The following is a 25,665-nucleotide window of genomic DNA, read 5'->3' as shown; positions in this document are numbered from 1 at the left end:
TCATTCCGGCTTGAAGCCCGACTCCTTGAGCAGTTCGGCGCTGCGCGACACGTCGGCAGCGATGTACTTGCGGAACTGTTCCGAGCTCTCAATCACCGGCAAGATGCCCAGCGTGGTGAACGCACCCGTTTTGGCCAGCTCGGCCACCGCCTTGTTGACGGCCTTGTTCAGGAACTGCACCCGGTCTTTGGGTGTGCCCTTGGGGGCCCACACGCCGTACCAGGAGTTGTAGACCATGCCCGGGTAGCCGCTTTCAACGGCCGTGGGCACGTCGGGCGCCACGCCGCTGCGCTGGGCCGAAGTGGTGGCGATGGGCTTGACCTTGCCGCTGCGGGCCATGCCTTGCAGCGAAATGATGGAGTCCATGAGGACCTGCACATGGCCGCCCGCCACATCGGCCAGCGCGGGCGCGGTGCCCCGGTATGGCGTCATGGTGATCTTGACGTTGCCCTGCTTGGCCAGCAGCAGCGTGGCCAGGTGGCTGGGTGCGCCCAGAGCTGGCAAAGCGGCGGTCCACTTCTCGGGGCTCTGACGGGCTGCGTCCAGCACTTCCTTGAGCGTTTTTTGCGGTGCATTGGGCGGGATCACCAGCAGCAGCGGCGCTTCACCCACGCGCGCGATGGGTTCAAAGTCGGTCTGCGGGTCGTAAGGCGGGTTGGCCAGCACCTGCTGGGCCAGCACGTGCGTGGCGGCGGAGAACAGCAGGGTCTGCCCGTCGGCCGGTGAGGTCTGCACCGCCTTGCCGCCGATGGTGCCGCTGGCGCCGCCCTTGTTCTCCACGATGACCGACACGCCCAGATCGGTCTGCAATTGCCGACCGAGCAAACGGGCCGCCTGGTCCACACCGCCGCCAGCGGCGAAGGGCACCACCAGCTTGACGATGCCGTCGGGGAATTTGCCTTGCGCCAGCGCGGGCGAAAGGCTGCAGGCACCGAGCACGGCGCAGGCGATCAGTTGTTTCATCATGGTGTTGTCTCCTTGTGTGATTCAAACGGGTTGGGAGGGGCGTGGGCCGCGGCTGCGGCGTCTTTCAAAAATGCTCAGGGTCGCGTCGATCTCTTCGGCGTCCATGTTTCGGGTGATGAACACGATGCGGGTGCGCCGGTCCTCGCTGGGCCATCGCGCCAGCGTCTCGGGTGGATGGAACAGGTGCTGCACGCCGTGGATCACCATCGGATGCTCCGGGTCGTCGGCCAGGTGCACGATGCCTTTCACGCGCAACAGGTCGTCACCGCGCATGGCCGCGATCATGTCCAGCCAGGCCATGAAGCCTTCGCGCGAGAGCGGTTGCTCGCGCACGATGACGTGCGACCGGATGTGGTCATCGTGCCGGTTCGGGTCGTGCTGCCCCGGCGCACCCACCGGGAAGAAAAACGACCGCTCATTGTCTTTGGACACCGGCAACCACAGCGCGGCGCTCGGCCGGTCCAGCAGGCCTTGCAACGCGTTCAAGGCGTCGGCAGCATCGGTCGTCACCACCGCCAGCGGGTTGATGCCGCGCAGCCGCTCCAGCAAGGGCGCGACGTGTTCGGGCTTCACCAGGTCGGACTTGGTGAGCAGCAAACGGTCGGCCACGGCGGCCTGCTTCACAGCCTCGGTGTGCTGGTCCAGCGTGGCCATGGCGTTGAAGGCGTCCACCGTGCAGGCCACGCCGGCGAGGCGCCAGCGCTGTGCCAGACGCGGGTCGCCCATGAGCGTGTGCAGGATGGGCGCGGGGTCGGCCAGGCCGGTGGTTTCCACCACCACGTGGCGCAGGGCGCCGCGTTGTGCTTCGGGGCTTTGCGCCAGGCGCTCGAAGGCCTCGACCAGATCGCCGCGCACGGTGCAGCAGATGCAGCCGTTGGCCAGCAGCACCATGTTCTCTTCGGTATGGTCCACCAGGTCGTGGTCCAGCCCCACCGAGCCGAACTCGTTGATGACCACCGCCGTGCCGTGCATGTCGGGCTGGCGCAGCAGCCGGTTGAGCAGCGTGGTCTTGCCGCTGCCCAGAAAGCCGGTGAGCACGGTGATGGGAATCCGTGCGGCCGGCCCGGCGGCATCGCTGGTGTTCAGAGGGGGCAGGATGAAGGCCATGGGCAGACTCAGATGCTGGAGGGGCCGTGCAGCTTGGCGAACGAGTCGAGCGTGCGCGCCAGCCGCGTGAGCAGCCAGTCGGCCACGACCTCGTCGGCTTCGCCCTCTTCCAGGCGGGTCAGCAGGGTCATCACCGGCTTGACCTGCTGCTCGATCGGACCCGGCTGCAGCAGCCAGGCCACCACCTCGGCCTGGCCCAGGCGTTCGCTCTCGGCCCACAGGTAGTCGGCGATGTCGAGTTCAAAGTCTTCCAGCGAGACACTGACGCCACCCGTCATGCAACCGCAGCCTGCGCCCAGCGTCACGTGCTGGGCCGAGAGTCGGCTCCACAGGTTCGCAAGGCGTTCGGCGCGCGGGTCGGCCACGGCGGTGCTCACTGGCCGTCCCAGGCCACGTCTTCCACAGCAGCCGCGGCCTTGCCACTGCGCAGTGCCTGCGTCGCGGGGTGGTCCACCTGGCCGTGGCCATCGAGCGCCACCTTGTAGACCTCGCGCGCCACCTGGGCGCTCACATAACCTTCGCGCACGTCTTCGGCCACCAGATCGAGCTCGCGTTCCAGCGGGCTGCCGAAGCCCCCGCCACCACCCGAGAGCATCTTGTAGGCGTCGCCGCGCTCCAGCCGCACGTTGAAGATCTTGGCGTTCAAATGGTCGGTCTTCCACTCGCCCTTGTGGCGCACGGCCAGGCCGTTGCCCATGGCGTCGCCGCCACCGTCCAGGCCCCAGGGCTTGCAGTGCACACGGTCGATGCGGGTGGTCACGGTGAAGGGGCTGAGCGCCTGCACCACCATTTCGGCGCCCAGGCCACCGCGGTAGCGGCCGGCACCGGCGCTGTCGCGGCGGATCTCGTACTTCTCCACCAGCACCGGGTACTTGGCTTCGAGCTGTTCGGTCGGGCTGTTGTGGGTGTCGCCGTCGTTGATGCAGACCGTGACCGACACACCGTCCTCGGTGCTCTTGGCGCCCCAGCCACCGCCCAGCGGGCCGATGCCCACGATGAACAGGCGGCCGTCCTCCGGCGAGATGCCGTGGATGTTGGGGAACACCAGGTCGGCGTGGTGGCCGGCAATCGAACGGTCGGGAATCGCAGGCGCCAGCGCCTTGAAGATGGTGTCGATCACCGTCATCGGGAAAGTCATCCACACCCGCATCGGGTAGGGGCGCTCGGCGCTGATCACGGTGCCCATGGGCATGATCACTTTCAATGACCGGAAGCTGCCATCGTTGACCGGGTAGTCGGTCGGCGTGGTCAGGCACTTGTAGGCCACCTGCGCACAGGCGATGCCGGTGGTGAAGCCCGAGTTGTAGAAGCCGCGCACCTGCTTGCTCACGTCCGACAGGTCCACCGTCATCTCGTCACCCTTCACCGTGACCTTCACGCGGATCGGGATGCGCTTGCCGATGTCCAGGCCGTCGTCGTCCATGTAGGACTCGGCTTCGTACACGCCATCGGGGATCGACAGCGTGTTCTTGCGCGCCACGGCCTCGCTGGAGTCCATGATCTGGCGGATCGACGCGTTCACCGCCTCGGCGCCGTAGCGCTGCAGCAGCTCCACGTAGCGGCGCTCGCCGGTGGTGATGGCGGTGATCTGCGCGCGCAGGTCGCCCAGGGCGCGCTCGGCCAGGCGCACGTTCATGGCGATGATGTCGATCAGGTCCTGGTTGACCACGCCTTCGCGCTGGTACTTCAGGATCGGGATCTGGATGCCTTCGCTGAAGATGTCGGTGGTCACGTTGCCCAGCGTGCCCCCCACGTCCAGCCAGTGCGCCATGCAGCAGGTGAAGCCCTCCAGCTGGCCCTCGTGGAAGATCGGCATCGTGAACGTGAAGTGGTTCAGGTGGCTACCGGTGGTGTAGGCATCGTTGGTGACGAGGATGTCGCCCGGCAGGATGTTCTCGTAGCCGAAATGGCGGATCTTCGCCTTGACGGTTTCAGACATGCCGCGGATGAACATCGGCAGGCCCAGGCCGATGGAAACCGTGTCACCTTCCTTGGTGAACAGACCCACCGTGAAGTCCAGCGCCTCGTAAATGATGAGGTTGTAGGCGGTGCGCGTGAGGTTGGTCTTCATCTCCTCCGTCACGGCATAGAGACCGTTGCGGATGATCTCGACAGTGACCGGATCGACGGCCGGGTTTTGCAGGTCTCGCGTGTTCATGAGCGGTCGCTCCCGATGTTGATTTGAAGGTTGCCCAGTTCATCCACGCGCAGGTCGTCGCCCGGCTGGACCACGGTGGTGGAGGCGTGTTCCTCGATCAGTGCCGGCCCGGCGATCTGGTTGCCGGCGCGCAGCAGGTCGCGCTTGTAGACCGGTGTGTCGGCCCAACCGCCCAGGCGGAAGTACACCGGCTTGACGCCTCGCAGCGCCGCCTTCTCGGGTGCAGCCACGCCCACATCCACGCTGTGCTTGGGCGGCTTCTTCATGGTGCCCAGCACGGTCACGCGCAGGCTCACCAGATCGGCCGGTTCCTTGGGCGCCGAGGTGCCGTAGCGCACCTTGTGCAGGTCGTCGAACTGGCGCTTGATGGCCGAGCGGTCCTTGTCCACGAAGAAGGCGCCGGGCAGGTCCACCGTGACCGCGTGTTCCTGGCCCACGTAGCGCATGTCGGCGGCGCGTTCGATCACCACGTCTTCGGCCTTGGTGCCCGATTGCGTCAGCGCCGCGCGGCCTTCGTCTTCCATCGATTGGTAGAGCGCTTCGATCTCGTCGAACGAGACCTCGTCGAGCTTGCGGAACACCGAGCGCACGTAGTCGTAGCGGCGGTCGGAGAACAACATGCCGTAGGCCGAGAAGTAGCCCGGTGCGTATGGAATCAGCACCTTGCGAATGCCCAGTTCGCGGGCAATGGCCGAGGCGTGCAGTGGGCCGGCACCGCCGTAGACCACCATGGTGAAACTGCCGGCGTCCAGGCCGCGCTCGGTGGTCACGGCCTTCACGGCGTGCGACATCTGCGTCACCGCGATGCGCAGGATCCCGTCGGCCGCGGCCGTGGGTTCCAGGCCGAGCGGGCCGGCGATGCGCTCCTGCATCTGGCGCTGGCAACCCGCCAGGTCCAGCTTGAGTTCACCCCCCAGGAAGTGGTCGGCATCCAGGCGGCCGAGCAGCAGGTTGGCGTCGGTCACGGTCGGCTCGGTGCCGCCGCGGCCGTAGGCCACCGGACCGGGAATGGAGCCCGCGCTCTGCGGGCCCACGCGCAGCGCGTTGCCGGTTTCCACGCGGGCAATCGACCCGCCGCCGGTGCCCACCTCGTGGATGTCCATCATGGGAATCTGGATTGGCAGCGCGCGCTCGTAGCCACCGATCAGCGCCGAGCCGGTGGTGAGCGGTCGGCCTTCGCTGATGACGCCGGCCTTGGCCGTGGTGCCGCCCATGTCGAAGGCGATCGCATCGCCCATGCCGAGTTGCGCGCAGATGGCCTGGGCGCCGATCACCCCCGCCGCGGGGCCGGATTCGAGCATGCGCACGCAATCGCGCCGCGCATGGGCGCTGGGGAACAGGCCGCCGGTGGACTGCACCACATAGAAGTCGCCTTTGAAGCCCTGGGTGCTCAGGTGCTGTTCCAGTTCACCCAGGTAGGCCGAGACGCGCGGACCCACATAGGCATTGGCGACGGCGGTGGAGACACGCTCGAACTCGCGGTACTCCTGGCTCAGCTCGTGCGAGGCGCAGACGAAGGCGCCGGGCAACTCGTCTTGCAGGATTTGCTTGACGCGCTGCTCATGCGCCGGGTTGCGGTACGAGTGCAGCAGCAGCACGGCCACCGCCTCGATGCCCTGTCCGCGCAGCTCCTTGGCCAGCTCGCGCACGGCCGCTTCGTCCAGCGGCTTGTGCGTGCTGCCGTCGGCGCGCAGTCGCTCGGCCACTTCAAAGCGCAGCGAGCGCTTCACCAGCGGCTGGTGCTTGTTGAAGAACAGGTTGTAGGCGTCGGGCCGGTTGACGCGGCCGATCTCGTAGATGTCGCGAAAGCCTTCGGTGATCAGCAGCGCGGTGTTGGCGCCGTTGCGCTCCAGCAGGGTGTTGATCGCGATGGTGGAGCCGTGCAGGAACAGGTTGCCGTCCTTCAGGTCGATGCTGGCGCTGTCCAGCGTGGCCTGGATGCCGTTGACCAGCTGGCCGTGGGTGGACAGGGCCTTGCCGAACAGCAGCTTGCCGGTGGCTTCGTCAAAAGCCGCCATGTCGGTGAAGGTACCGCCGATGTCGACGGCGACCCGCAGTTGGGGGATATTGCTCATGAGGAGTTCTCTCGGTGGGGGTGCGTTCAGGAGGCGCTGTGGTCGGTGCCGATGCGGTTGCGCAGCACGCCCAGGCCGGTGATCTCGACCTCGGCCACGTCGCCTTCCTTCATGTACATCGGTGGCTCGCGGCGGTCGCCCACGCCACCCGGGGTGCCGGTGGCGATCACGTCGCCGGGCGACAGCGGCGTGAAGCGCGAGACGTAGGCCACGATGGTCGGGATGTCGAAGATCAGGTCGCCCACGCTGGCGTGCTGCACCACCTGGCCGTTGACGCGTGTCTCCAGCGTGAGCGCGGTCACATCGGGCACCTCGTCGCGGCTCACCAGCACCGGGCCGAAGGGCGCGGTGCCGGGGAAGTTCTTGCCGGGCGTGAACTGGTGCGTGTGTTTCTGCCAGTCGCGCACGCTCACGTCGTTGAAGCAGGCGTAGCCGGCGATGTGCTCGAAGGCCTTCTCCTTGGCGATGTGGCGGCCCCCCTTGCCGATGACAAAAGCGAGTTCACCCTCCCAGTCGAAGCGCTCCGAGAACGCCGGGCGCAGCACCACGTCGTCGTGCGCGGCCAGGCTGTCGTTGAAGCGCAGGAACAGCGAGGGGTACTCGCTGTCGGCGCGTCTGGTTTCGGCCACGTGGCTCTTGTAGTTGAGGCCGACGCAGATCAGCTTGCCAGGGTTGGGAATCACGGGCAGCAGCCGAACCTGTTCGGGTTTCAGCTGCTCGCCGCCGGCCATGGCAGCTTCGGCCAGGGCAACCAGTGCATCGGCCGCGATCACGTCCTTCAGGTTGGCGTACCGCGCCTGGAAGGCGACGGGCACACGGCGGTATTGGCCCGCACCGTCCACCACGCCGTAGCTGGCCTGTCCATTGATCTCAAAGCTTGCATAGCGCATGGGGTGCTTCTCCGGTAGGTCTCGTTGTGATGGAGGTGGAGTCTAGGGAGGCACCAGGCATCTGAATAGAATGCAAACTGAGATTTCAGACATGCCTTATGTGGCATACCAGATCCGCAGGAGAACCGCATGAACCCGAACAACTTCCGGCTCTTCCTCGAAGTGGCCGAGCTCGGCAGCTTCACCAAGGTCGCCGCGCAGCGCCAGACGGTGCAATCGCACATCAGCCGACAGATCAGCGAACTGGAAGCGGCGTGCGGCGGCGCACTGTTCCGGCGCACCGGGCGCGGCGTGGTGCTCACGGATCTGGGCCAGCACATCGAAACCCGCGTGCGCAACTGGGTGCGCGACACCGACCAGTTGCTGGCCGCCATCCGCACCGATGCGGGCGAGCCCATGGGTGAAGTCAAGCTCGGGATCCTGCCCTCGGCGGCCCATCCGCTGATGACCCGGCTGTATCAACGGTTGAAGGCCGATTTCCCGAAGATCAAGCTGAACATCCGCGAGGGACAAGGCGGCGAGCTGGACGCACTGCTCGACACAGGCAGTGTCGACATGGCCATCCTGTTTCGCTACCAGAAGCCCGCCAGTCCCGACGAGCATCTGCTGGCAACGGTCGGGACCTACCTCGTGTCACGCGTGGGAGATGCCCTCACCCGCCACGAGACCGTCGACTTCAACAAACTGGAAGGCCTGCGCCTGGTGCTGCCGCGCAGACCCGCGCACTGGCGCTCGGTGCTGGATGAGACCGCCCGTGGCAAGGGCTTCACCCTGCAAGCCGAGGTGGAAGCCGACTCGCTGCGCGTGCAGAAGGAGCTGGTGGCCCACACCGACCACCTGTACTCGCTGCTCGGCCCGTTTTCCATCGCAGACGAACTGCGCTCAGGGCGCCTGCAGGCCGCGCGCATCGTCAACCCAGACTGCCGACGCCACGTGACCTTGTCTTTGCCCAAGCAAGGCCAGCTCACGGCGGCCAGCAAGATCGTCGCCCGCTTGCTCAGGGACACGGTGGAAGGCTGGGGGAACCAGCTGAGCCAGCTCGAATGAGCGGCCCCACGCCCTACTTCGCTGGCGCCGTCGAGGCTACATCCTTGACGATCAAGTCGGAGACGGTCCGAACCTGCTTCGGCGTCACGGCCGAGAAGATGCCCTCCCAGGCACTGGACGAGGTGTTGAACTTCTTGGATCCGAACGGCTTGTTCGCGGGAAGTTCGATGTACTGGGCATCCACGTCCATGTAGGCGTTGCCGGCGATGACGCCCAACATGTAGCGCTTGGTCGTGGACACGTAGCGGAAGTCATTGACCGTCAATCGCACGAGGATCGATGACCTGGACGGAATGGAAGCCTCGTCTTTGACGAAAACGAAGGGCATCCTGGCGCTTTCTGCGGAAGCCGCCAACGATTCCTGCCACTCCGCCAGAAACGACGACCAGTCGCTGCTGGCCTGCATGGCCGGACTGCCCGTGACCACCGCAACGAGCGTTGCGCCTGCCGCCTGCGGCGCCGCGCCGGGTGAGGACGACGAGGTGGAGGTCTGGCTGACGGTGGCGGCGCAGCCCGCAAGGAACAGCACGGCGGCGATGAGGAGAGATCGGTTGAACAGGTTCAGCATGGGGGTGTTGAATTCGTTGAGGAGGTTGCTTGCAGAGCGCTGGACGATACGCGATCCCAAAGCACGAGCGGGCTGCCATGCCGGGACAGGCGAATGCAGACATTCATCACGGTCCTGCCCTGAAAGATGCGTTGCGGCTTTGTTGTGCGCGGTACCGAACATACAACCGGCGGGCCAGACCTTACTGTGACCCATGGTCACAGCGCGCGGCCTCTGTGTCCTTCGACATGGAGGGCCCAAGGGCCTGCGCCTGCATTGCTGCTCGTGTTTCGCGAGGCGACTGTCCGAGCGCTCACCACGCCTCAAACCAAAGGATTTCCGATGAAGCGCTTGAAACTGACCTCGCTGCTGGCGGCCGTGGGTGTGTTCGTGTTGGCCGGGGCGGCCCACGCCGCCGGTGAATCCGTCGCCACGTTCAACAACGTCTCGGGCGACATCGGCATTGCCCGCAACGGCACCACGATGAACGCCGTGTCGGGCTCGACGCTGTTCGTGTCGGACCGTATCGTCTCCGGCGCCGGCTCCTCGGCCGGCATCGTGTTCAAGGACGGCACGCAGCTCACGCTCGGACCGTCGACCGACATCCAGGTGCGCGACTACGCCTTTGAGCCCAAGCAGGCGAAGTTCGAGTTCTTCGTCTACCTCGCCCGGGGGGCTGCGGTCTATTCATCCGGAATGATCGCCAAGCTCTCGCCGGAATCGGTCAAGGTGGCCACGCCCACGGCAACCATCGGTGTTCGCGGCACGCGCTTCATCATCGAGGCAGACTGAGGCCCATGGGGGCCACACACATCCGGTGCGCCCGGTTCGCGGCGCCGCTCCTGATCTCCATCGCGCTCCTGGCGGGTTGCGCCACACCGACCAGCACGCGTACCACGGTCGTGCTGCTGCCCGAAGAAGACAACACGTTGGGCGCCGTGGCGGTTGCGTCGGGATCGAGCACGCAGCGGCTGGACAAGGCCTTCAGCTACACGACCGTCAACGGCAACAACGCAACCCCGTCCAACGCCAGGACGGTCGGTCGCGACACGGTCAACGGCGCCTATGGCGACCTGCTCAAGGCCAACGCACCGGCGCCCCGGATCTTTGTGCTGCAGTTCCTGCTGGACAAGACCGAGCTGACGGAAGAGTCCAGGTCCCTGGTGCCCGCCATGCTTCGGGTGGTGCGTGCGCGCAAGCCCGCCAGGATCACGGTCTTTGGTCACGCCGATGCCACCGGCACCCATGAGTCGAACCTGAAGCTGTCGTCCGACCGCGCCGAAGCCGCGGCCGACCTGCTCCGCGCGAGCGATCCCTCTCTCAAGAACATCGACCTGCAGTACTTCGGCGACACCAAGCCCTCCACGGGCTTGCGCGCGTCAGACGGGAAAAACAGGCGGGTCGAAATCCTGATTTTCTGAAGGCAGGGACAATCGGCCGCATGCAGCCCAAGACAGCCCCTCCCGCGCGCAAGAGCTCCGAGCGCCGGCGCATGGGGACGGCATTGCTGCTGTCGCTGCTGTTCCATGCGCTGCTGCTGAGCCTCACCTTTGGTGGCCAGGGCATCGGCTTGCCGGGTCTGGGCTTCCCTTGGCAAGACCGGCGGATCGAGGTGCCGGACCTGCGCATCGTGCTCGCGCCAGCGCAGGGCCCGGCGCCTGAACCAGCCGTTGCACCTGCTGCGCAGCCCTCGCCGCCACCGCCGTCGCAGCCGGCCGCCCGCCGATCAAACCCTTTGCCTGCCCAGCCCCCGGCACCCAGCCCCGAGTCAGTCCCCATGCCCAGCGCCCAGGCGGCTGTGCCCTCGCCTGCCGCGCCGGTCGAGCCCGTGGCCGAGGTCCCTGTGCCGCCGGCCGCCGTGGTCCCCGAACCTGTGGCAGTGCCCAGCGCACCACCCGCCCAGGTCCAACCCGCCGAGGTGGCCCTGCGGGCGCGCAGCGCGCAGGAGGAAGAGCAACAGAACGCCGAGCGCCGGGAAACCGAACGCCTGGAGGCCGCTCGACAAGAAGCCGCAAGACTGGCCGCTGCGCAACAAGAGGCCGACCGGCAAACGGCTGCGCGACTTGAGGCCGATCGGCTGAGCGCGGAGCGCGAGCAGGCCGCGCGTGAAGAGATCGCACGACAGACATTGGCTCAGGCCGAAGCCACGCGCGCTGAAGCCGAGCGACAAGAAGCCGCTCTGCAGGAGGCCGCGCGCCAGGAAGCCGCGCGTGTTGAAACCGCGCGGCTCGAAGTCGAGCGCCAGGGTGCCGCCCGGCGCAAGGCGGCCGAGGTGGAGGCAGAACGACAACGGGAGGCCGAACGCGAGGCGGCTGCGCGACTCGACGCCGAGCGCCAGGCGGCGGCCCGGCAAGCCTTGGCACAGCAGGAGACCGCCCGCCAGGAAGCGGCGCGCGCCGAAGAGGCCCAGCGCCTGGAATCCCAACGGCAAGCGTCGGCGCGCGAGCTGGCGGAGCGGGAGCAGACCGCGCGCCGTTGGGCAGCGGAGCAGGAAGCGGCTGCGCAGCAAACCCTGGCGCAACAAGCGGCTGAACGCGAGGCCGCAGAGCGCCAGGAAGCCGAGCGTCGAGCCGCCGCACAACAGCAGGTCGATCGCGAACAAGCCGCACGCGCCGAAGCCGAACGCCAGGCGGCGGCGCAGCGTGCAGTCGCCCAGCAGGAGGCCGCGCGCCAGCAAGCGGCACAGGCCGAAGCCAACCGACTGGAAGCCGAACGCGTGGCGGCGGCGCAGCAAGCCGCAGCCGAACAGGAAGCGACCCGCCAGCAGGCCGCTCAAGCTCAAGCTCAAGCTCAAGCTCAAGCCCAAGCCCAAGCCCAAGCCCAAGCTCAGGCTCAGGCTCAGGCTCAGGCTCAGGCTCAGGCCGCACAACAGGCGGCCGAACGACGGGAGGCCGAACGCCAGGCGGCGGCCCAGCAAGCGGCCGATCAACAAGCCGCGGCCCGCCAGCAAGCCGTTGCGACCGAAGCCGCACGCTTGCAGGCCGAGCGGCAGGCGGACGAGGCGAAACGCGAAGAGCGCCTGCGCGCCATCGGGCGTCAGCTCAACGAAGAAGCCGATCGCCGCGATGCTGCTGCGGCCGCCGCCAACCTGTTGCCCTATTCCCTGAGCACCGCGCGCCGCGCCCGGCTGTTCGGGCGCGCCGACCCCAACACCGATCTCATCCTGTACGCCGAGGCCTGGGCCCGCAAGATCCAGATGAACATGACCATCGAGCTGGTGCGCGAGGCCGCCAAACAGCCCCACACCCAGCCGGTGGTGACGGTGGCGATCCGCAGCGATGGGTCGGTGGAGAACGTGACCTTTGTGAGCTCCAGCGGCGTGGCGGCCATCGACGAGGGCATCGAGCGCATCGTGCGCAGCCAGGCAAGTTACCCGGCGTTTCCGCCTGCGCTGGCCCGCCAGTACGACGTGGTCGAGATCCGACGCACCTGGCACTTCGACGTGGCGGTGCGGCTGTACTGAGCCTCCGGTCAGCGCCTGATTTTTGAGCACATCCCGCAGCGTGAGGCGGGCAGCGGGCTGTGGCGGTTGTCCACCTGGTTATCCACAGCGTAGGGCACAGTCTCTGTGTGCAATGTCACGCGCCAGGGTCACGCGCTCAGGACAGCGACAGCATGTGCCCCGCACGCGCGTCGCCACGCCCGCCCAGCACCAGTGCGTGGGCGGCCTGCACGGCGTCGGGGCCGCTGTGGTGCTGCACCACCACCCAGGGGGCGGCAGGATCGTTTACCTGCGCGATGAAGGCGTGCCAGGCCTTCGCCATGCGTTCGTTGAAACCGGCCACGCCCCAGTCGCCTTGGCGCTTCTTGGCCTGCGCCGGCGCAAAGAACAGCACCGGGCGCGGTCCGTCCAGGTCGCGGCCACCCGCGAGCTGGTCCACATGCGTGCCGCCGATGGAGCAGCTGTAGGCCAGCGCACTGAAGCGGCTGTGGATGGCCTTGCGCAGCGCGCCGTTGCCGGCGAAGTCCACGTACACACAGGGCGTTTCTGGCGGCAGCTGGTCGAGCTGGTCGTAGGTGAGCACGCGGCTGTACACCCCCAGGCTTTCACAAAACGCCACGTTGGCCGGCGAGGTGAGGCCCACCACCTCGACCTCGGGCCGCAGCGCCAGTTGCGCGGCGGTGGCGTACGCGGTCTTGCTGCTGGCCGACGAGAGCAGCATCACGCCACGCTGGCCACCTGCGTTCGTGCCGAAGAAATCGTTGTCGGCCAGAAAGTCGTCGATCAGCCAGGCGGTGAGGAAGAGCGGGCGCAGCAGCGCCTGCAGCGGTTCGGTGGCGGGGTCGAACAGCGGGTCCGCCGCGCAGCGCAGGTAGTGGTTGTAGACCGGGTGCAGCGCAGCACGGTGCGGCGCACCGTCAAAGAAACCTTCGGGCGAGATGCGCGCGGGGGTGAGCACCGCATGCGAGGCCATGGGCCAGTAGCCGTACAGCCGCTCGCCCTCGGCCACACCGTCGCACCGGCTCTGGGCCACCACGCCAAAGCCCCACACCGGCACCAAGCCCCAGGTGGCGGTGTCATCCGCCGCGGGCGCCACCGGAAAAAACTGCCAGTAGTTCATGGCGTCGCCAAACGCGGCGTACGTGATGTTGTTCGAGGTGTAGGCGAAATGCTCGATGCGCACGCGAACCTCACCCTCGGCCAAGGGTGTGTCGGGCAGCTGCACGGTGCGGGTGGTGGCGAGCTGGTCTCTGCGAACCTGGAACTGTGTGGTCATGGTGGGCCTGCGGTGTGGTGACGGGCAAGGGCGGGACGGCCACATGTTGCACCGAACAGGCCACGGCGCTTGTCACGCGCGTTTGTGGGCCGCTCCCGACCCTGGAGCACGCACGCCCTTGCACACCCGGGCCACTGACGAAGAGGGGCCTGGACGCTGTGAAGCAGCGTCAGGGGCTGTGCCTCAGGCACGCACAACGGCGCGAAGACCCACACAAGCATGTGTGAGCTTCGCGCAGTGTTTCAACGAAACACGAGAAACAGGATGATGATGAGCAGAATTGCGCCGCCGCCGATGTACATGGTCTTCTCCTGAGCAATGCCGGCCCTCGGCGAAGGCCCAATGCAGCTGCTTGTGAACCCATCTGACCACCCACGCGGGCCGCGGTCTGTTCGCCATCCAACACTTACACCCTCCCACCTGGCCGATGTGCAACCTCTACAACATGACCCCCAAAGGCACGGCCGAGCGCTATCTCGGCAGCGTGGGCGCCACAGTCGACGTCGAAGACTTCATGCCCGCCACCGTGGGACCGTTTCAAACCGGCCTGTTGGTGCGCCCGGGCCAAGCGGGTGAACACGCCCAACTGGTCGGGCGGCTGGGTCAGTGGGGCATGATCCGCCCCGGCAGCACCACGCGCCGGCCCGCCTCGCGCGCGGTGCTCACCAACAACGCGCGCATCGAGGGCATTGCCGAGCGTCCGACCTACCGCAGCGCCTGGGCGCAGGGCCGGCGCTGCCTGATCCTGGCCGACTGGTACCAGGAACCCAACTGGGAAACCGGCAAGAACATCTGGTGGCGCCTGCGCCGCGCCGATGGCGAACCCTGGGCGCTGGCGGGTCTGTGGTCCGAGTGGACCGATCCGCAGACCGGTGAGCTCGTGCCCAACTTCACCATGATCACCTGCAACTGCGATGGCCACCCCCTGCTCGGGCGCCTGCACAAGCCCGATCCGACGTTGCCCGCCGACCAGCAGGACAAACGCGCCGTCGCCCACATCGATCCCGCCGACTGGTCCACCTGGTTGCATGGCCCGGTGGCCGAAGCCCAGGCCTTGGTGAGGCCACAGGCCACCGGGGTGTTCGATCTGGCCGATGCGCGCGCCACCGATGCGTTGCTGGACTCGAAGGAGCGCGGTGGTGGCGTCCAGGGCAGCCTGCTCTAGGGGTCCGAACGCACCGGCGCGGGTTTGACACCCCGGCGCTGGTTGAGCACCACCTGCGCCACCAGCCCCGCGCTGCACAGACCCAGCATCAGCCAGCCCAGGTTCACCGCGCCGTCGTGGGGCACGAGGCCCACGGCGTAACCGCCCAGCGCGCCCATGAACTGCTGCGCCACACCCGCCACCGCGGCGGCCGAGCCGGCCAGCGCCGGCAGCAGCCCGACCGTGCCGGTGAGCGCCGGGGGCACCAGGAAACCGTTGCCCAGGCCCAGCAACATGAGCGGCAAGGCGAAAGCCAGCGGGGTGTCCACGTTGGCCAGCGCCAGCACCAGCATGAGCACGATGCCGCCCACCGAGAACAGCTGACCCGCCATCATCATGGCGCGCTCCCCCGTGCGGTGCACCAGACGCGTGGTGAGGAAGTTGCCCACGATGTAGGACAGGGGCACGACCATGATGTAGTACCCGATGCCCGCCGGCCCCACGCCGTAGCTGCCCAGCACGATGGGGGCGCCGGCGAGGAAGGCATAAAACGTGGCGGTGGCCATGGCGAGGATCAGCACAAACAGCAGGAACGACGGCTCGCGCGCCAGCCGGGCATAGGAGGCCAGCATGGCGCCCAGCCAGTGGGGCTGCACGGTGGTGGCCGGTGGGTGGTCGGGCAAACCTTTCCACGCCGCCACCAGCAGCACGACCGCCAGCACGGCGATGAGCACGAAGTTGGCTTGCCAGCCCAGGCGCACATGAATCTGCCCGCCCAGGATGGTGGCGGTGGGCGGAATCAGCCCCATGGCCATGCCCACGTAGGCCATCACGCGCGTGCGCTCGGGGCCGGTGAACAGGTCCTGCACCATGGCGCGGCCCACCACCATGCCGGCCGCGCAACCCGCGCCCTGCAGCACGCGCGCCGCCGTGAGCCACGCAAGGCTGGGCGAGAGCGCCGCCAGCACCGAACCGAGGCCGGCGAGCGTCAGGCCGAGCATCAACACCTTCTTGCGTCCCCAGCGGTCGGACCAGGGGCCATAGAGCAGCTGCAGGCCGCCGTAAGCCACCACGTAGCCGCTGAAGGTGAGCTGCACGCTGGCCTGGTCGGAGCCGAACAGCGCGCCCCACTCCTGCATGGACGGCAGGCAGATGGTCATGGCGAGCAGGCCGAAGGCCAGCTGCGCGATCAGGTTGGCGATCAGCGGGGCGTGGGAAGGGGAGGGAGAGGAGGAGGCAGACATAAGGCGAACAAGCGGAGGCGGGAGTCTAAGGCAAGGCCCGGAACTTGACCCGCGTCAAGGTCGCGCCGCAGCCGAGGTGGTCGAATGCACGCTGGCCACTTTGGCTCCATTCACCCGATGAACGCCGCAGCACCCGACGCCGAACCCGTCTTCATCGCCCAGGGCCTCACCAAGGTCTACGGCGAGGGCGTCACGGCCGTGCAAGCGCTGCGAGGGGTCGATCTGTGCATCGTGCGCGGCGAGTTCGTGGTGTTGCTCGGCGCCTCGGGCAGCGGCAAGTCGACCCTGCTGAACATCCTGGGCGGGCTGGACAGCGCCAGCGCCGGCACGGCGCGCTGGGTGCACGCGGGCGAGTCGCACGAACTCACCGGCGCCAGCGACGCCGAGCTCACGCGCTACCGGCGCGAGCACGTGGGCTTCGTGTTCCAGTTCTACAACCTCATTCCCAGTCTCACCGCGCTGGAAAACGTGGCCCTGGTCACCGACCTGGCCGAGGACCCCATGCCGCCCGAAGAAGCGCTGGCGCTGGTGGGTCTGGGTGAACGCATGAACCACTTTGTCTCACAACTCTCCGGCGGCGAGCAACAGCGCGTGGCGATTGCACGCGCCATCGCCAAACGCCCCGCCGTGCTGCTGTGCGACGAGCCCACCGGTGCACTGGACTGCGCCACCGGCGTGATGGTGCTGCAGGCCATCGAGCACGTGAACCGCACGCTGGGCACGACCACGGTGGTGATCACGCACAACGCACCCATTGCGGACATGGCCGACCGTGTGTTGCGCCTGGCCGATGGCCGCATCGTGGACGCGCGGATCAACGACCACAAGGTGGCCGCGTCCACCCTGAAGTGGTGAGCCAGCCATGAAAGTCCTCGACACCAAACTCTGGCGCGACCTCCAGCGGCTGCGCGCGCAGGTGATCACCATCGCGGTGGTCGTGGCCATCGGCGTGGCCGGTTTCGTGGGCATGTTCTCGGTGCACGAGTCCCTGCAGGGCTCGCGCGACAGCTTCTACCGCGACAACCGCCTCGCCGACGTGTTCGCCAGCGTCAAGCGCGCGCCGGTGCACCTGGGCGCGCGCCTGGCGGCCATCCCGGGTGTGGCCGAGGTCAAGCTCGATGTGGTGATGGACGCACAGATCGCCCTGCCCGACGCCGACGCACCCGTGACGGGCCGCTTCATCGGCCTGGACCTCGCTCGGGCCCACGCACAGCGCCAGGGTCTGAACGCGCTCACGCTGCGCAGCGGCCGCTGGCCAGAGCGCGGTCGCGCACTGGAGGCCGTGGTGAGCGACCGGTTTGCGGTGGCGCGCGGCCTCAAGCCCGGCGACCGGGTCAACGCCATCCTCAACGGCCGGCTGGAACAGGTGCACCTGGTGGGCACCGCCATTTCGCCCGAGTACGTGTTCGCCTCGCGCGGCGGCGCGCCCGACGACCAGACATTCGGCATCTGGTGGATCGACCACGAGCGCATGGCCCACGCGTTCGACCTGCAGGGCGCGTTCAACCAGGCCGCGCTGCGGCTGGACGCCGGCGGTTCAGAGCCCGCCGTGATCGAACAGGCCGACCGCCTGCTCGACGCCTACGGCACGCTGGGTGCGGTGGGTCGCGACAAGCAGCTCTCGGCCAAGATCGTGTCCGACGAGCTCTCGCAGCTCAAGGTCATGGGCACGGTGTTGCCGTCCATCTTTCTCGCGGTGGCCATGTTCATCCTCAACGTGGTCATCAGCCGCCAGGTGGCCACACAGCGCAGCCAGATCGCTGCACTCAAGGCACTGGGCTACAGCGATGGCGGCATCGCGTGGCACTACATCAAGCTTGCCCTCGTGATCGCCGGGTTGGGCGTGGTGGCCGGTCTGGCCCTGAGCCTGGTCATCGGCCAGCTGATGCTCGGGTTGTACGACGAGGTGTTCCGCTTCAACCACCTGGCCTACGTCACCACACCGTGGCTGGTGGTGGTGGCCACGGCACTCGCCTTTGCCGCCGCCGCCGCGGGAACCTGGACGGCCATCCGCGCCGTGGTGCGCCTGCGTCCCGCGCAGGCCATGCAGCCACCGGCCCCGCCGAGCTACCGGCAGACGCTGATCGAACGGCTGGGTCTGGGCCGGCGCGTGAGCACCGGCGCGCTCATGGTCATCCGCAACTTCGAACGCCGCCCGCTGCGCGCAGCCTTCACGGTGACCGGCATCGCGCTGTCGGTGGCGCTGCAGATCTCGGGCGCCTTCTGGCTCGACGCCATCGCCCACATCGTCGACGTGCAGTTCCGCCAGGTGCAGCAGGGCGACGTGCTGGTGAACTTCCACCGCCCGGTGCCGCTGACGGTGGTGCAAGACCTGCAACGCCTGCCCGGTGTGATGGATGCGGAGCCCTACCGCAGCGAGCCGGTGCGCGTGCGTCTGCATGGCCTGACCGAAGACGCGTCGCTCATGGGCCTGGTCGACGGTGCACAACTCCTGCGCGCGGTGGACGACGCGCGCGGCCCGGTGGCCATGCCCGCCAGCGGGATGGTGATGTCGTCCCTGTTGGCCAACGCCGTGGGTGCGCGCGTGGGCGACCGCGTGGAGCTGGAGTTCCGCCTCTGGAACCAGACCCGCACCACGGTGGAGGTGGTTGAGATCGTGCACACCCTGATGGGCAAACAGGCCTTCATGAACCTGCACGCCATGAACGGATTGGCGCGCGACGGCGCCGGTGTGGCCGAGGCCGCGCTGCGGGTGGATCCGCTGGCCATGGGCGAGTTCTGGTCGGCGGTCAAACGCGCGCCGGTGATCAACGCGGTGTTCGACAAGGCCGGCTCCATGGCCAGCTTCAACGAGACCACCTCGCGCAACATGGGCGTGTTCAGCGGCATCCTCACGCTGTTCGCCGTGGCCATGGCGGTGGGCATCGTCTACAACGCCGCGCGCATCACCCTGTCGGAACGCGCCTGGGAACTCGCCAGCCTGCGCGTGCTGGGCATGACGCGCGCCGAGGTCTCGGTGCTGCTGCTCGGCGAACTCGGGGCCGAGCTGCTGCTGGCACTGCCCATCGGCGCGGTGGCGGGCTGGGCGCTGGCGTCTCTGATGATGCGCCTCATGTCCTCGGACAACATCGATTTTCCGGTGGTGATCGAACCGTCCACCTACGCCTGGGCCGCGCTCATCGTGCTGGCTGCGGGTGTTGTCAGCGCCTTGATGGTGCGTCGCCAGATCGACCGGCTCGACCTGGTCGCTGTTTTGAAAGTCCGCGAATGAACAACACGAACCTCAACCACCGCTGGCGCCGCTGGGCGCCCTGGGCCGCTGCAGCGCTGGCGGTCGCCGCCCTCGCCTTCTGGGCCTTTCAACCACGCCCCTTGCTGGTGGAGGTGGCGCCGGTCACCACCGGGCGCTTCGAACAGGCGATCGAAGAAGACGGCCAGCTGCGTCTGAAGCACCGCTATCTGATTTCTGCCCCCACCCAGGCCGAGCTGGCGCGGCCCACGCTCAAGGTGGGCGACACCGTGCGCGCGGGCGATGTGGTGGCCACGCTCACACCCGTGGCGCCGCAAATGATCGACGCGCGCACACGGCTGGTGCTGCAGCAGCGCGTGGGCAGTGCCGACGCGGCGCGGCGGGCCGCGGTGGCCCAGGTTCAGCGTCTGGACACCGCACTGGCCCAGGCCAACCTGGAGGCCGAACGCGCGCAGAAACTGGCGCGCGAGAACTTCATCGCGCCCTCGGCGCGCGATGCGGCGGTGCTGGCGCGGCGCTCGGCCCAGCAGGCGCTGGACGCGGGTCGCGCCGAGCAGCGCGCGGCCGAATTCGCGCTGGCCGAGGCCCAGGCCGCGCTGTCGCGCGCGGAGCCCGGTGCGGGAGCCCGCGTGGAAGGCCTGTGGACGCTCAAGAGCCCGGTGGACGGCCAGGTGATCAAGCTGCACCTGGACAGCGCCTCACCCGTGACTGCGGGCCAGCACCTGCTGGAGATCGGCGACATCGCCGCGGTGGAAGCCGTGATCGACGTGCTCTCCAGCGAGGTGCAGCAGATCGCACCGGGCGCGCCCGCCACGCTCACGCTCACCAACGGCGCGCCACCGTTGCCGGGCCATGTCACGCGCATCGAGCCGGTGGCCTTCACCAAGGTCTCGGCCCTGGGCATCGAGGAGCAGCGGGTGAACGTGATCGTGGACCTGGACACGACCACAGCCCAGGCGCAGCGCCTGGGAGACGGTTTCCGGGTCGACGCGCGCATCACCGTGTCCTCGCAGAACGGTGCGCTTCTCGTGCCCAGCGCGGCCTTGGTGCGCGACGGGACGGCGTGGCGGGTGTTCGTGGTGGAGGGCCAGCGCGCTGTGGCCCGCGCGGTGACGCTGCGCGAGCGCAACGCCGACGTGGCCTGGATCACTTCGGAGAACGGTGGTGTGCGCGAAGGTGAGCAGGTGCTGCTCTACCCGGGCAGCACCATCAGCGATGGCCAGGCGGTGAAGGTCAGGTGACCGGCGCGGGGTTGAACAGCACCAGGGCGTTGTGCAGCTTCCAGTGTTCGGCCCAGGTTTTCTTGCGGCCGCTGGCCACGTCGAGCATCAATCGAAACATCTCCCAGCCCACGTCTTCGATGCTGGCCGAGCCGTCGGCGATCGTGCCGGCGTTGATGTCCATCAGGTCGTGCCAGCGGCGCGCCAGGTCGCTGCGCGTGGCGACCTTGATCACCGGCACAGCGGCCAGGCCATAGGGCGTGCCGCGCCCGGTGGTGAACACGTGCAGGTTCATGCCGGCGGCCAGCTGCAGCGTGCCGCAGATGAAGTCGCTCGCGGGCGTGGCGGCGTAGGTCAGGCCCTTGGACTTGAGCTTCTCGCCCGGCGCCAGCACGTTGGCAATCGGTGCGCTGCCCGACTTCACGATCGAGCCCATGGCCTTCTCCACGATGTTCGACAGGCCGCCCTTCTTGTTGCCCGGCGTGGTGTTGGCGCTGCGGTCCACGCTGCCGCGCTGCAGGTAGGCATCAAACCAGGCCATCTCGCGCACCATGGCCTGTGCCACCTCGGGCGTGGTGGCGCGCGCAGTGAGCTGGGCGATGCCGTCGCGCACCTCGGTGGTTTCGGAAAACATCACACTGGCACCGGCGCGCACCAGCAGGTCGGTGCAGAAACCCACCGCCGGGTTGGCGGTGACGCCGCTGAACGCATCGCTGCCGCCGCACTGCACGCCCACCACGAGTTCACTGGCGGGCACGGTCTCGCGGCGGCGCGCGTTGAGGCGCTGCAGGTGTTCTTCGGCCTGGCGAACGATGGAGTCGACCATGCTCATGAAGCCCACGTGCGCATCGTCCTGCAAACAGACGGTGTCTAACCCCCCTGCGCCGCTGCGCGTCTCCCCCCCTGGCAGGGGGGGCACACCCTGTGGCCCGGCAAAGCCGGTTCCACGGGTGTCCTGGATCGGGATGGCGTTGGGCGGGAAGAGCCGCTCGGGCTGCAGCTTCTCGCAACCCAGGCTCACCACCATCACCTCGCCGCCGAAGTTGGGGTTCAGGCTGATGTGGCGCAGCGTGCGGATGGGAATCACCGCGTCGGGCGCGTCGATCGCCACGCCGCAGCCGTAACCGTGTTCGAGCGCCACCACATCGTCCACGTTGGGAAAGCGCGGCAGCAGCTCGGCCTTGATGCGCTGCACGGCAAAGTCGGTGACGCCGGCCACGCACTGCACGGTCTGGGTGATGGCCAGGATGTTGCGTGTGCCCACCGAACCGTCGGCGTTGCGGTAGCCCTCGAAGGTGTAGCCCTCCAGCGGCGGCAGCGGCTCGGTTTTGACGGTGGCCATGGGCAGGTTGTCCAGACCACGGGCATCGGGCATCTGCAGCAGGCGCTCGTGCACCCAGCTGCCGGCGGCAATGTCGGCCAGCGCGTGACCGATGGGCACGCCGTAGCGCAGCACCACCGCGCCCTTGGGAAGATTCACCAGCGCGACCTTGTGGCCTTGCGGCACCTTGTCGCGCAGCACCAAGCCGCCGGGCAGCTCGGTGCCCACAGGCAGGCCACCGTCGTTGGCCACGATGGCCACGTTGTCGCTGGCGTGCATGCGGATGGTCAGTGGCGCGGCCGGGCGTGTCGCCGGGGGTGGTTGGGTTGCGTGAAGGGCTTGTGACATCCCTGTCTCCTAAGATTGCGGGGTTCAGCGTGCGTCGGTGGCCATTTCGGCATACGATCGTCATGCATTTGGTACCGGTACCATTTCAAGCCTCGATTAAGCCTCAAATGAAAGAAACCGACAACTCCCGGCGCGCACGCCGTGGCAGCGGCGCCATCACCCTGCGCGACGTGGCCAAGCTCGCCGGCGTGGCCCCCATCACCGCCTCGCGCGTGCTCAACACGCCCGAGCAGGTGTCGGTGGACGTGCGGCAGAAAGTGCTCGATGCGGTGCAACGGACAGGCTATGTGCCCAACCGCATGGCGGGCGGTCTTGCGTCGTCGCGCAGCCGTTTGATTGCGGCGGTGGTGCCGAGCACGGTGATGTCGGTCTTCATGCCCACCATCGAGGCGCTGAACGACACGCTGTTCGACGCGGGTTACCAACTCATGCTGGGCCAGTCGAGCTACTCGGCGAGCCGCGAAGAGTCGTTGCTCGAGGCCATCATCGGCCGCCGGCCCGACGGCATTTTTCTCACCGGCATCCTGCGCCCGGGCCTGGGTCGCACGCGCCTGATGGCCTCCGGCATTCCGGTGGTCGAAACCTGGGACCTCACACCCACCCCCATCGACATGCTGGTGGGGTTTTCACACGCCGACATCGGCCGCGAGGTGGCGCGTTTTCTCCTGGGCAAGGGCCGCCGCAAGCTGGCCTTGATCCGCGCGGAAGACGAACGCGCAGACCGCCGCGCCAGCGCCTTCACCGACGCGGTGGTGCGCGCCGGTTTCGGACCGGTGGCGGTGGTGAACGTGGGTGCTTCGCGCTCCCTGCTGAGCGGGCGCAAGGCGCTGGGCGAGTTGCTGGCACAGGCGCCCGATGCAGACGCGGTGTTCTGCAGCTCCGACCTGTTGGCCCTGGGCGTGTTGACCGAGGCGCGGGAGCGCGGCATTGCCATCCCCGACCAACTGGCGATCATGGGTTTTGGCGACGTGCCCTTTGCCGCCGACATGGCGCCTGCGCTCAGCACGGTGCACATCAACGGTGTGGACATCGGCCGCCTGGCGGCGCGCCACCTGATCGATCGGGCCGAGGGGCGAGAGGTGGCTCAGCGGGTGGTGGACGTGGGGTTCTCGATCGTCGAACGCGAAACTTCCTGAAGTTTTTCTCGGGCTGGTCGGGTTGTTTTCGCCGGCGGGTCCGGACATCGGCGACCACGTTGCGCTCGCTCGCGAGCCCGCGAGGTGCAGCCCCCACGACTCACCCGACAAACAACCGTTGACGCCACCATTTGGTACCGGTACCATGCAACCCAGCGAGCGTTGGTACCGGTACCATTTCGAGGCGATCACGCCATCAGACCTCATCCACAGAAGGAGACATGCAATGAAAAAACTGTTGTGCGCCCTCGGCGCATCCATGACTGTTGCCACCGCCATGGCCTGGCCCGACAAGACCGTCACCATCGTCGTGCCGTTTCCACCCGGCGGCTCCACCGATCTGATCGCCCGCACCCTGCAGCCACGCCTCCAGGAAAAACTCGGCGGCACCTTCGTGGTGGAAAACAAGGCCGGCGCGACCGGCACCATCGGTGCCACACAAGTCACCCGCGCCGCGCCCGATGGCCACACCCTGTTTGTGTCCTCGCTCGGCCCGTTCGTGATCGCGCCGCACCTCATCAAGGTGCCCTACGACGCCACCAAGGACTTCGACTACATCACCGTGGCCGTGCAGGCGCCCAACGTGCTGGTCGTGCCCGCCGTCTCGCCCCACAAGACCATGGCCGATGTGATCGCCTTTCAGAAAGCCAACCCCGGCAAGATGACCTTCGCCTCCTCGGGCGCCGGCAGCAGCGACCACCTCACCGCCGAACTCTACTGGCAACAAACCGGCACCACCGGCGTGCACGTGCCCTACAAGGGCGGCGGCCCTGTGATGACCGACCTGCTGGGCAACCAGGTGGAGTCGTCGTTCATGAACATCAACACCGCCATGCCGCAGATCACCGCCGGCAAACTGCGCGCCCTGTCCATCACCAGCGCCGCTCGTTCGCCACTGCTGCCCAACGTGCCCACACTGCAGGAGCTCGGCATCAAGGACGCCAACGTGTATTCGTGGCAAGCCGTGGCCGGACCCAAAGGCCTGCCCGCTGACGTGAAAGCCAAACTGCACAAGGCGATCTCGGAAACGCTCAACGACCCGACGGTGAAGCCCAAGCTGCTGGACCTCGGCTTCGAGATCGTGGCCAACACGCCCGAGCAGTTCACCGCCTTCCAGGCCGCTGAACACGCTCGCTGGAAAAAGCTCATCGAAACCCGCAACATCAAGGTGGAATAAACCCATGCTGCATCCCGTTCCCGTGACCGCAACACCCCGGGTCACCACGCTGCGTGTGATCCCGGTCGCGGGGCGCGACAGCATGTTGCTCAACCTGAGCGGCGCGCACGCGCCCTTCTTCACCCGCAACCTGCTCATCCTCACCGACAGCGCCGGCAACACCGGCGTGGGTGAGGTGCCCGGTGGCGAGAAGATCAGGCAGACACTGGAAGACGCGGCCGAGCTGGTGGTGGGCCAATCCCTGGGCAACCACCAGAAGCTGCTGCAACAGCTGCACGCCCGCTTCGCCGACCGCGACGCGGGCGGGCGGGGCCTGCAGACCTTCGACCTGCGCACCACCATCCACGCCGTGACCGCGGTGGAGTCGGCCCTGCTGGATCTGCTCGGCCAACACCTCGGTGTGCCGGTGGCCGCCCTGCTGGGCGAAGGCCAGCAGCGCGACGCGGTGGAGATGCTGGGCTACCTGTTCTTCGTGGGCGACAAGGCCAAGACCAACCTGCCCTATGCGAGCGAGCCCGACGCCGACAACGCCTGGAGCCGCCTGCGGCACGAAGAAGCCATGACGCCCGGGGCCGTGGTGCGCCTGGCCGAGGCCGCGCGCGAGCGCTACGGCTTCAACGACTTCAAGCTCAAGGGCGGCGTGCTGCGCGGCGACGAGGAAGTGGACACGGTGACCGCACTGCACGAACGCTTTCCCGACGCGCGCGTGACGCTGGACCCCAACGGCGGCTGGCTGCTCAAGGACGCGATCCGCCTGGGCCAGCGCATGCGCGGTGTGGTGGCGTACGCCGAAGACCCGTGTGGTGCCGAAGACGGTTTTTCGGGCCGCGAGGTGATGGCCGAGTTCCGCCGTGCCACCGGCTTGCCCACGGCCACCAACATGGTCGCCACCGACTGGCGCCAGCTGACCCACGCTCTGTCACTGCAGAGCGTGGACATTCCGCTGGCCGACCCGCATTTCTGGACCATGGCCGGCAGCGTGCGCGTGGCACAGACCTGCCGCGACTGGGGCCTGACCTGGGGTTCCCACTCCAACAACCACTTCGATGTGTCGCTCGCCATGTTCACGCATGTGGCCGCGGCCGCGCCCGGCAAGGTCACCGCCATCGACACGCACTGGATCTGGCAGGACGGCCAGCGCCTCACCAAAGACCCGCTCCAGATCGTGGGCGGCCACGTGCAGGTGCCCACAGTGCCCGGGCTTGGCGTGGAGCTGGACATGGCCGAGGTGGAGAAAGCCCACCAGCTCTACCTGCAACACGGACTGGGCGCACGCGACGACGCCACTGCCATGCAATTCCTCGTTCCCAACTGGACCTTCAACCCCAAGCGCCCCGCGCTTGATCGATGACACGC

Annotated in this window: 21 protein-coding genes; 11 read left to right on the top strand and 10 right to left on the bottom strand. The window is 67.7% G+C overall.

The features are described 5' to 3' along the window. From BSY239_RS06715 to BSY239_RS06690, 6 genes are read right to left on the bottom strand one after another with little or no spacing between them, the layout of a single operon-like run. Window positions 1-963, bottom strand: a complete 963-nt coding sequence (locus tag BSY239_RS06715) for a Bug family tripartite tricarboxylate transporter substrate binding protein (protein WP_069048835.1) — start codon at window positions 961-963, stop codon at window positions 1-3. Window positions 964-987: 24 nt separating this feature from the next. Beyond that, window positions 988-2,073, bottom strand: coding sequence for a CobW family GTP-binding protein (locus BSY239_RS06710; RefSeq protein ID WP_069046164.1), 1,086 nt, complete (start codon window positions 2,071-2,073; stop codon window positions 988-990). An 8-nt stretch (window positions 2,074-2,081) separates the two neighbouring features. Further along, on the bottom strand, window positions 2,082-2,450 hold the full coding sequence (locus tag BSY239_RS06705; protein ID WP_083239845.1) for a hypothetical protein: 369 nt from the start codon (window positions 2,448-2,450) through the stop codon (window positions 2,082-2,084). Next, window positions 2,447-4,231 (bottom strand): hydantoinase B/oxoprolinase family protein, encoded by a 1,785-nt coding sequence (locus tag BSY239_RS06700; RefSeq protein WP_069046163.1) that lies wholly within the window; start codon window positions 4,229-4,231, stop codon window positions 2,447-2,449. The genes BSY239_RS06705 and BSY239_RS06700 overlap by 4 nt, the downstream gene beginning before the upstream one ends. Continuing rightward, window positions 4,228-6,306: a hydantoinase/oxoprolinase family protein gene (locus tag BSY239_RS06695; protein ID WP_069046162.1), complete on the bottom strand. Its 2,079-nt coding sequence runs from the start codon at window positions 6,304-6,306 to the stop codon at window positions 4,228-4,230. The genes BSY239_RS06700 and BSY239_RS06695 overlap by 4 nt, the downstream gene beginning before the upstream one ends. A 26-nt stretch (window positions 6,307-6,332) precedes the next feature. After that, window positions 6,333-7,196, bottom strand: coding sequence for a fumarylacetoacetate hydrolase family protein (locus tag BSY239_RS06690; protein WP_069046161.1), 864 nt, complete (start codon window positions 7,194-7,196; stop codon window positions 6,333-6,335). Between the two features lie 129 nt (window positions 7,197-7,325). Here BSY239_RS06690 and BSY239_RS06685 point away from each other — a divergent pair, with 129 nt between their 5' ends. Then, window positions 7,326-8,243 (top strand): LysR family transcriptional regulator, encoded by a 918-nt coding sequence (locus BSY239_RS06685; RefSeq protein WP_069046160.1) that lies wholly within the window; start codon window positions 7,326-7,328, stop codon window positions 8,241-8,243. A 13-nt stretch (window positions 8,244-8,256) separates the two neighbouring features. Here the strand turns inward: BSY239_RS06685 and BSY239_RS06680 are convergent, their stop codons facing one another. Continuing rightward, a complete protein-coding gene (locus BSY239_RS06680; protein WP_069046159.1) occupies window positions 8,257-8,811 on the bottom strand; it encodes a DUF4410 domain-containing protein in 555 nt (184 codons plus the stop codon). Between the two features lie 321 nt (window positions 8,812-9,132). Between BSY239_RS06680 and BSY239_RS06675 the strand changes: the two genes are divergently transcribed. The 3 genes from BSY239_RS06675 (at window position 9,133) to BSY239_RS22005 (ending at window position 12,253) form a co-directional block, all read left to right on the top strand. Next, window positions 9,133-9,582 (top strand): FecR family protein, encoded by a 450-nt coding sequence (locus BSY239_RS06675; protein ID WP_069046158.1) that lies wholly within the window; start codon window positions 9,133-9,135, stop codon window positions 9,580-9,582. 110 nt (window positions 9,583-9,692) lie between these two features. Beyond that, on the top strand, window positions 9,693-10,211 hold the full coding sequence (locus tag BSY239_RS06670) for an OmpA family protein (protein WP_172823082.1): 519 nt from the start codon (window positions 9,693-9,695) through the stop codon (window positions 10,209-10,211). Window positions 10,212-10,231: 20 nt separating this feature from the next. Then, the gene (locus BSY239_RS22005; RefSeq protein WP_083239843.1) at window positions 10,232-12,253 is read left to right on the top strand and encodes a TonB C-terminal domain-containing protein; all 2,022 of its coding nucleotides are present in this window, start codon (window positions 10,232-10,234) and stop codon (window positions 12,251-12,253) included. 136 nt (window positions 12,254-12,389) lie between these two features. Here the strand turns inward: BSY239_RS22005 and BSY239_RS06655 are convergent, their stop codons facing one another. Continuing rightward, a complete protein-coding gene (locus BSY239_RS06655) occupies window positions 12,390-13,508 on the bottom strand; it encodes a DUF2855 family protein (protein ID WP_069046154.1) in 1,119 nt (372 codons plus the stop codon). 427 nt (window positions 13,509-13,935) lie between these two features. Between BSY239_RS06655 and BSY239_RS06650 the strand changes: the two genes are divergently transcribed. Continuing rightward, the gene (locus BSY239_RS06650) at window positions 13,936-14,673 is read left to right on the top strand and encodes an SOS response-associated peptidase (RefSeq protein WP_069046153.1); all 738 of its coding nucleotides are present in this window, start codon (window positions 13,936-13,938) and stop codon (window positions 14,671-14,673) included. Here the strand turns inward: BSY239_RS06650 and BSY239_RS06645 are convergent. Continuing rightward, the gene (locus tag BSY239_RS06645) at window positions 14,670-15,896 is read right to left on the bottom strand and encodes a multidrug effflux MFS transporter (protein ID WP_069046152.1); all 1,227 of its coding nucleotides are present in this window, start codon (window positions 15,894-15,896) and stop codon (window positions 14,670-14,672) included. The genes BSY239_RS06650 and BSY239_RS06645 overlap by 4 nt on opposite strands. Before the next feature lie 84 nt (window positions 15,897-15,980). On the opposite strand from BSY239_RS06645, the gene BSY239_RS06640 reads away from it, so the two are divergent. From BSY239_RS06640 to BSY239_RS06630, 3 genes are read left to right on the top strand one after another with little or no spacing between them, the layout of a single operon-like run. Then, window positions 15,981-16,751 carry an ABC transporter ATP-binding protein gene (locus BSY239_RS06640; RefSeq protein WP_236944148.1) on the top strand — a complete coding sequence of 257 codons (771 nt, stop codon included), beginning with the start codon at window positions 15,981-15,983 and terminating at the stop codon, window positions 16,749-16,751. 7 nt (window positions 16,752-16,758) lie between these two features. Further along, a complete protein-coding gene (locus BSY239_RS06635) occupies window positions 16,759-19,128 on the top strand; it encodes an ABC transporter permease (protein WP_069046150.1) in 2,370 nt (789 codons plus the stop codon). After that, window positions 19,125-20,348, top strand: a complete 1,224-nt coding sequence (locus BSY239_RS06630) for an efflux RND transporter periplasmic adaptor subunit (RefSeq protein ID WP_069046149.1) — start codon at window positions 19,125-19,127, stop codon at window positions 20,346-20,348. Before BSY239_RS06635 ends, BSY239_RS06630 begins: the two co-directional genes overlap by 4 nt. On the opposite strand, the gene garD is transcribed toward BSY239_RS06630, so the two are convergent. Next, the gene (gene garD / locus BSY239_RS06625) at window positions 20,341-21,996 is read right to left on the bottom strand and encodes a galactarate dehydratase (RefSeq protein WP_069046148.1); all 1,656 of its coding nucleotides are present in this window, start codon (window positions 21,994-21,996) and stop codon (window positions 20,341-20,343) included. The genes BSY239_RS06630 and garD overlap by 8 nt on opposite strands. Window positions 21,997-22,103: 107 nt before the next feature. Here garD and BSY239_RS06620 point away from each other — a divergent pair, with 107 nt between their 5' ends. The 3 genes from BSY239_RS06620 to gudD all read left to right on the top strand — a co-directional run bounded on the left by BSY239_RS06620 (window position 22,104) and on the right by gudD (window position 25,660). Beyond that, window positions 22,104-23,132 (top strand): LacI family DNA-binding transcriptional regulator, encoded by a 1,029-nt coding sequence (locus BSY239_RS06620; RefSeq protein WP_083239842.1) that lies wholly within the window; start codon window positions 22,104-22,106, stop codon window positions 23,130-23,132. 226 nt (window positions 23,133-23,358) lie between these two features. Continuing rightward, the gene (locus tag BSY239_RS06615) at window positions 23,359-24,309 is read left to right on the top strand and encodes a Bug family tripartite tricarboxylate transporter substrate binding protein (protein ID WP_069046146.1); all 951 of its coding nucleotides are present in this window, start codon (window positions 23,359-23,361) and stop codon (window positions 24,307-24,309) included. Between the two features lie 4 nt (window positions 24,310-24,313). Continuing rightward, window positions 24,314-25,660, top strand: a complete 1,347-nt coding sequence (gudD, locus tag BSY239_RS06610) for a glucarate dehydratase (protein WP_069046145.1) — start codon at window positions 24,314-24,316, stop codon at window positions 25,658-25,660. The last annotated feature ends 5 nt before the right edge of the window (window positions 25,661-25,665 follow it).

Origin of the sequence: Hydrogenophaga sp. RAC07, assembly GCF_001713375.1 — a bacterium.
In the GTDB taxonomy this organism is placed as follows: Bacteria; Pseudomonadota; Gammaproteobacteria; order Burkholderiales; family Burkholderiaceae_C; genus Hydrogenophaga.
The sequence above is the reverse complement of the archived record's forward strand: the minus strand, read 5'-3'. Positions and strand labels throughout refer to the sequence as shown.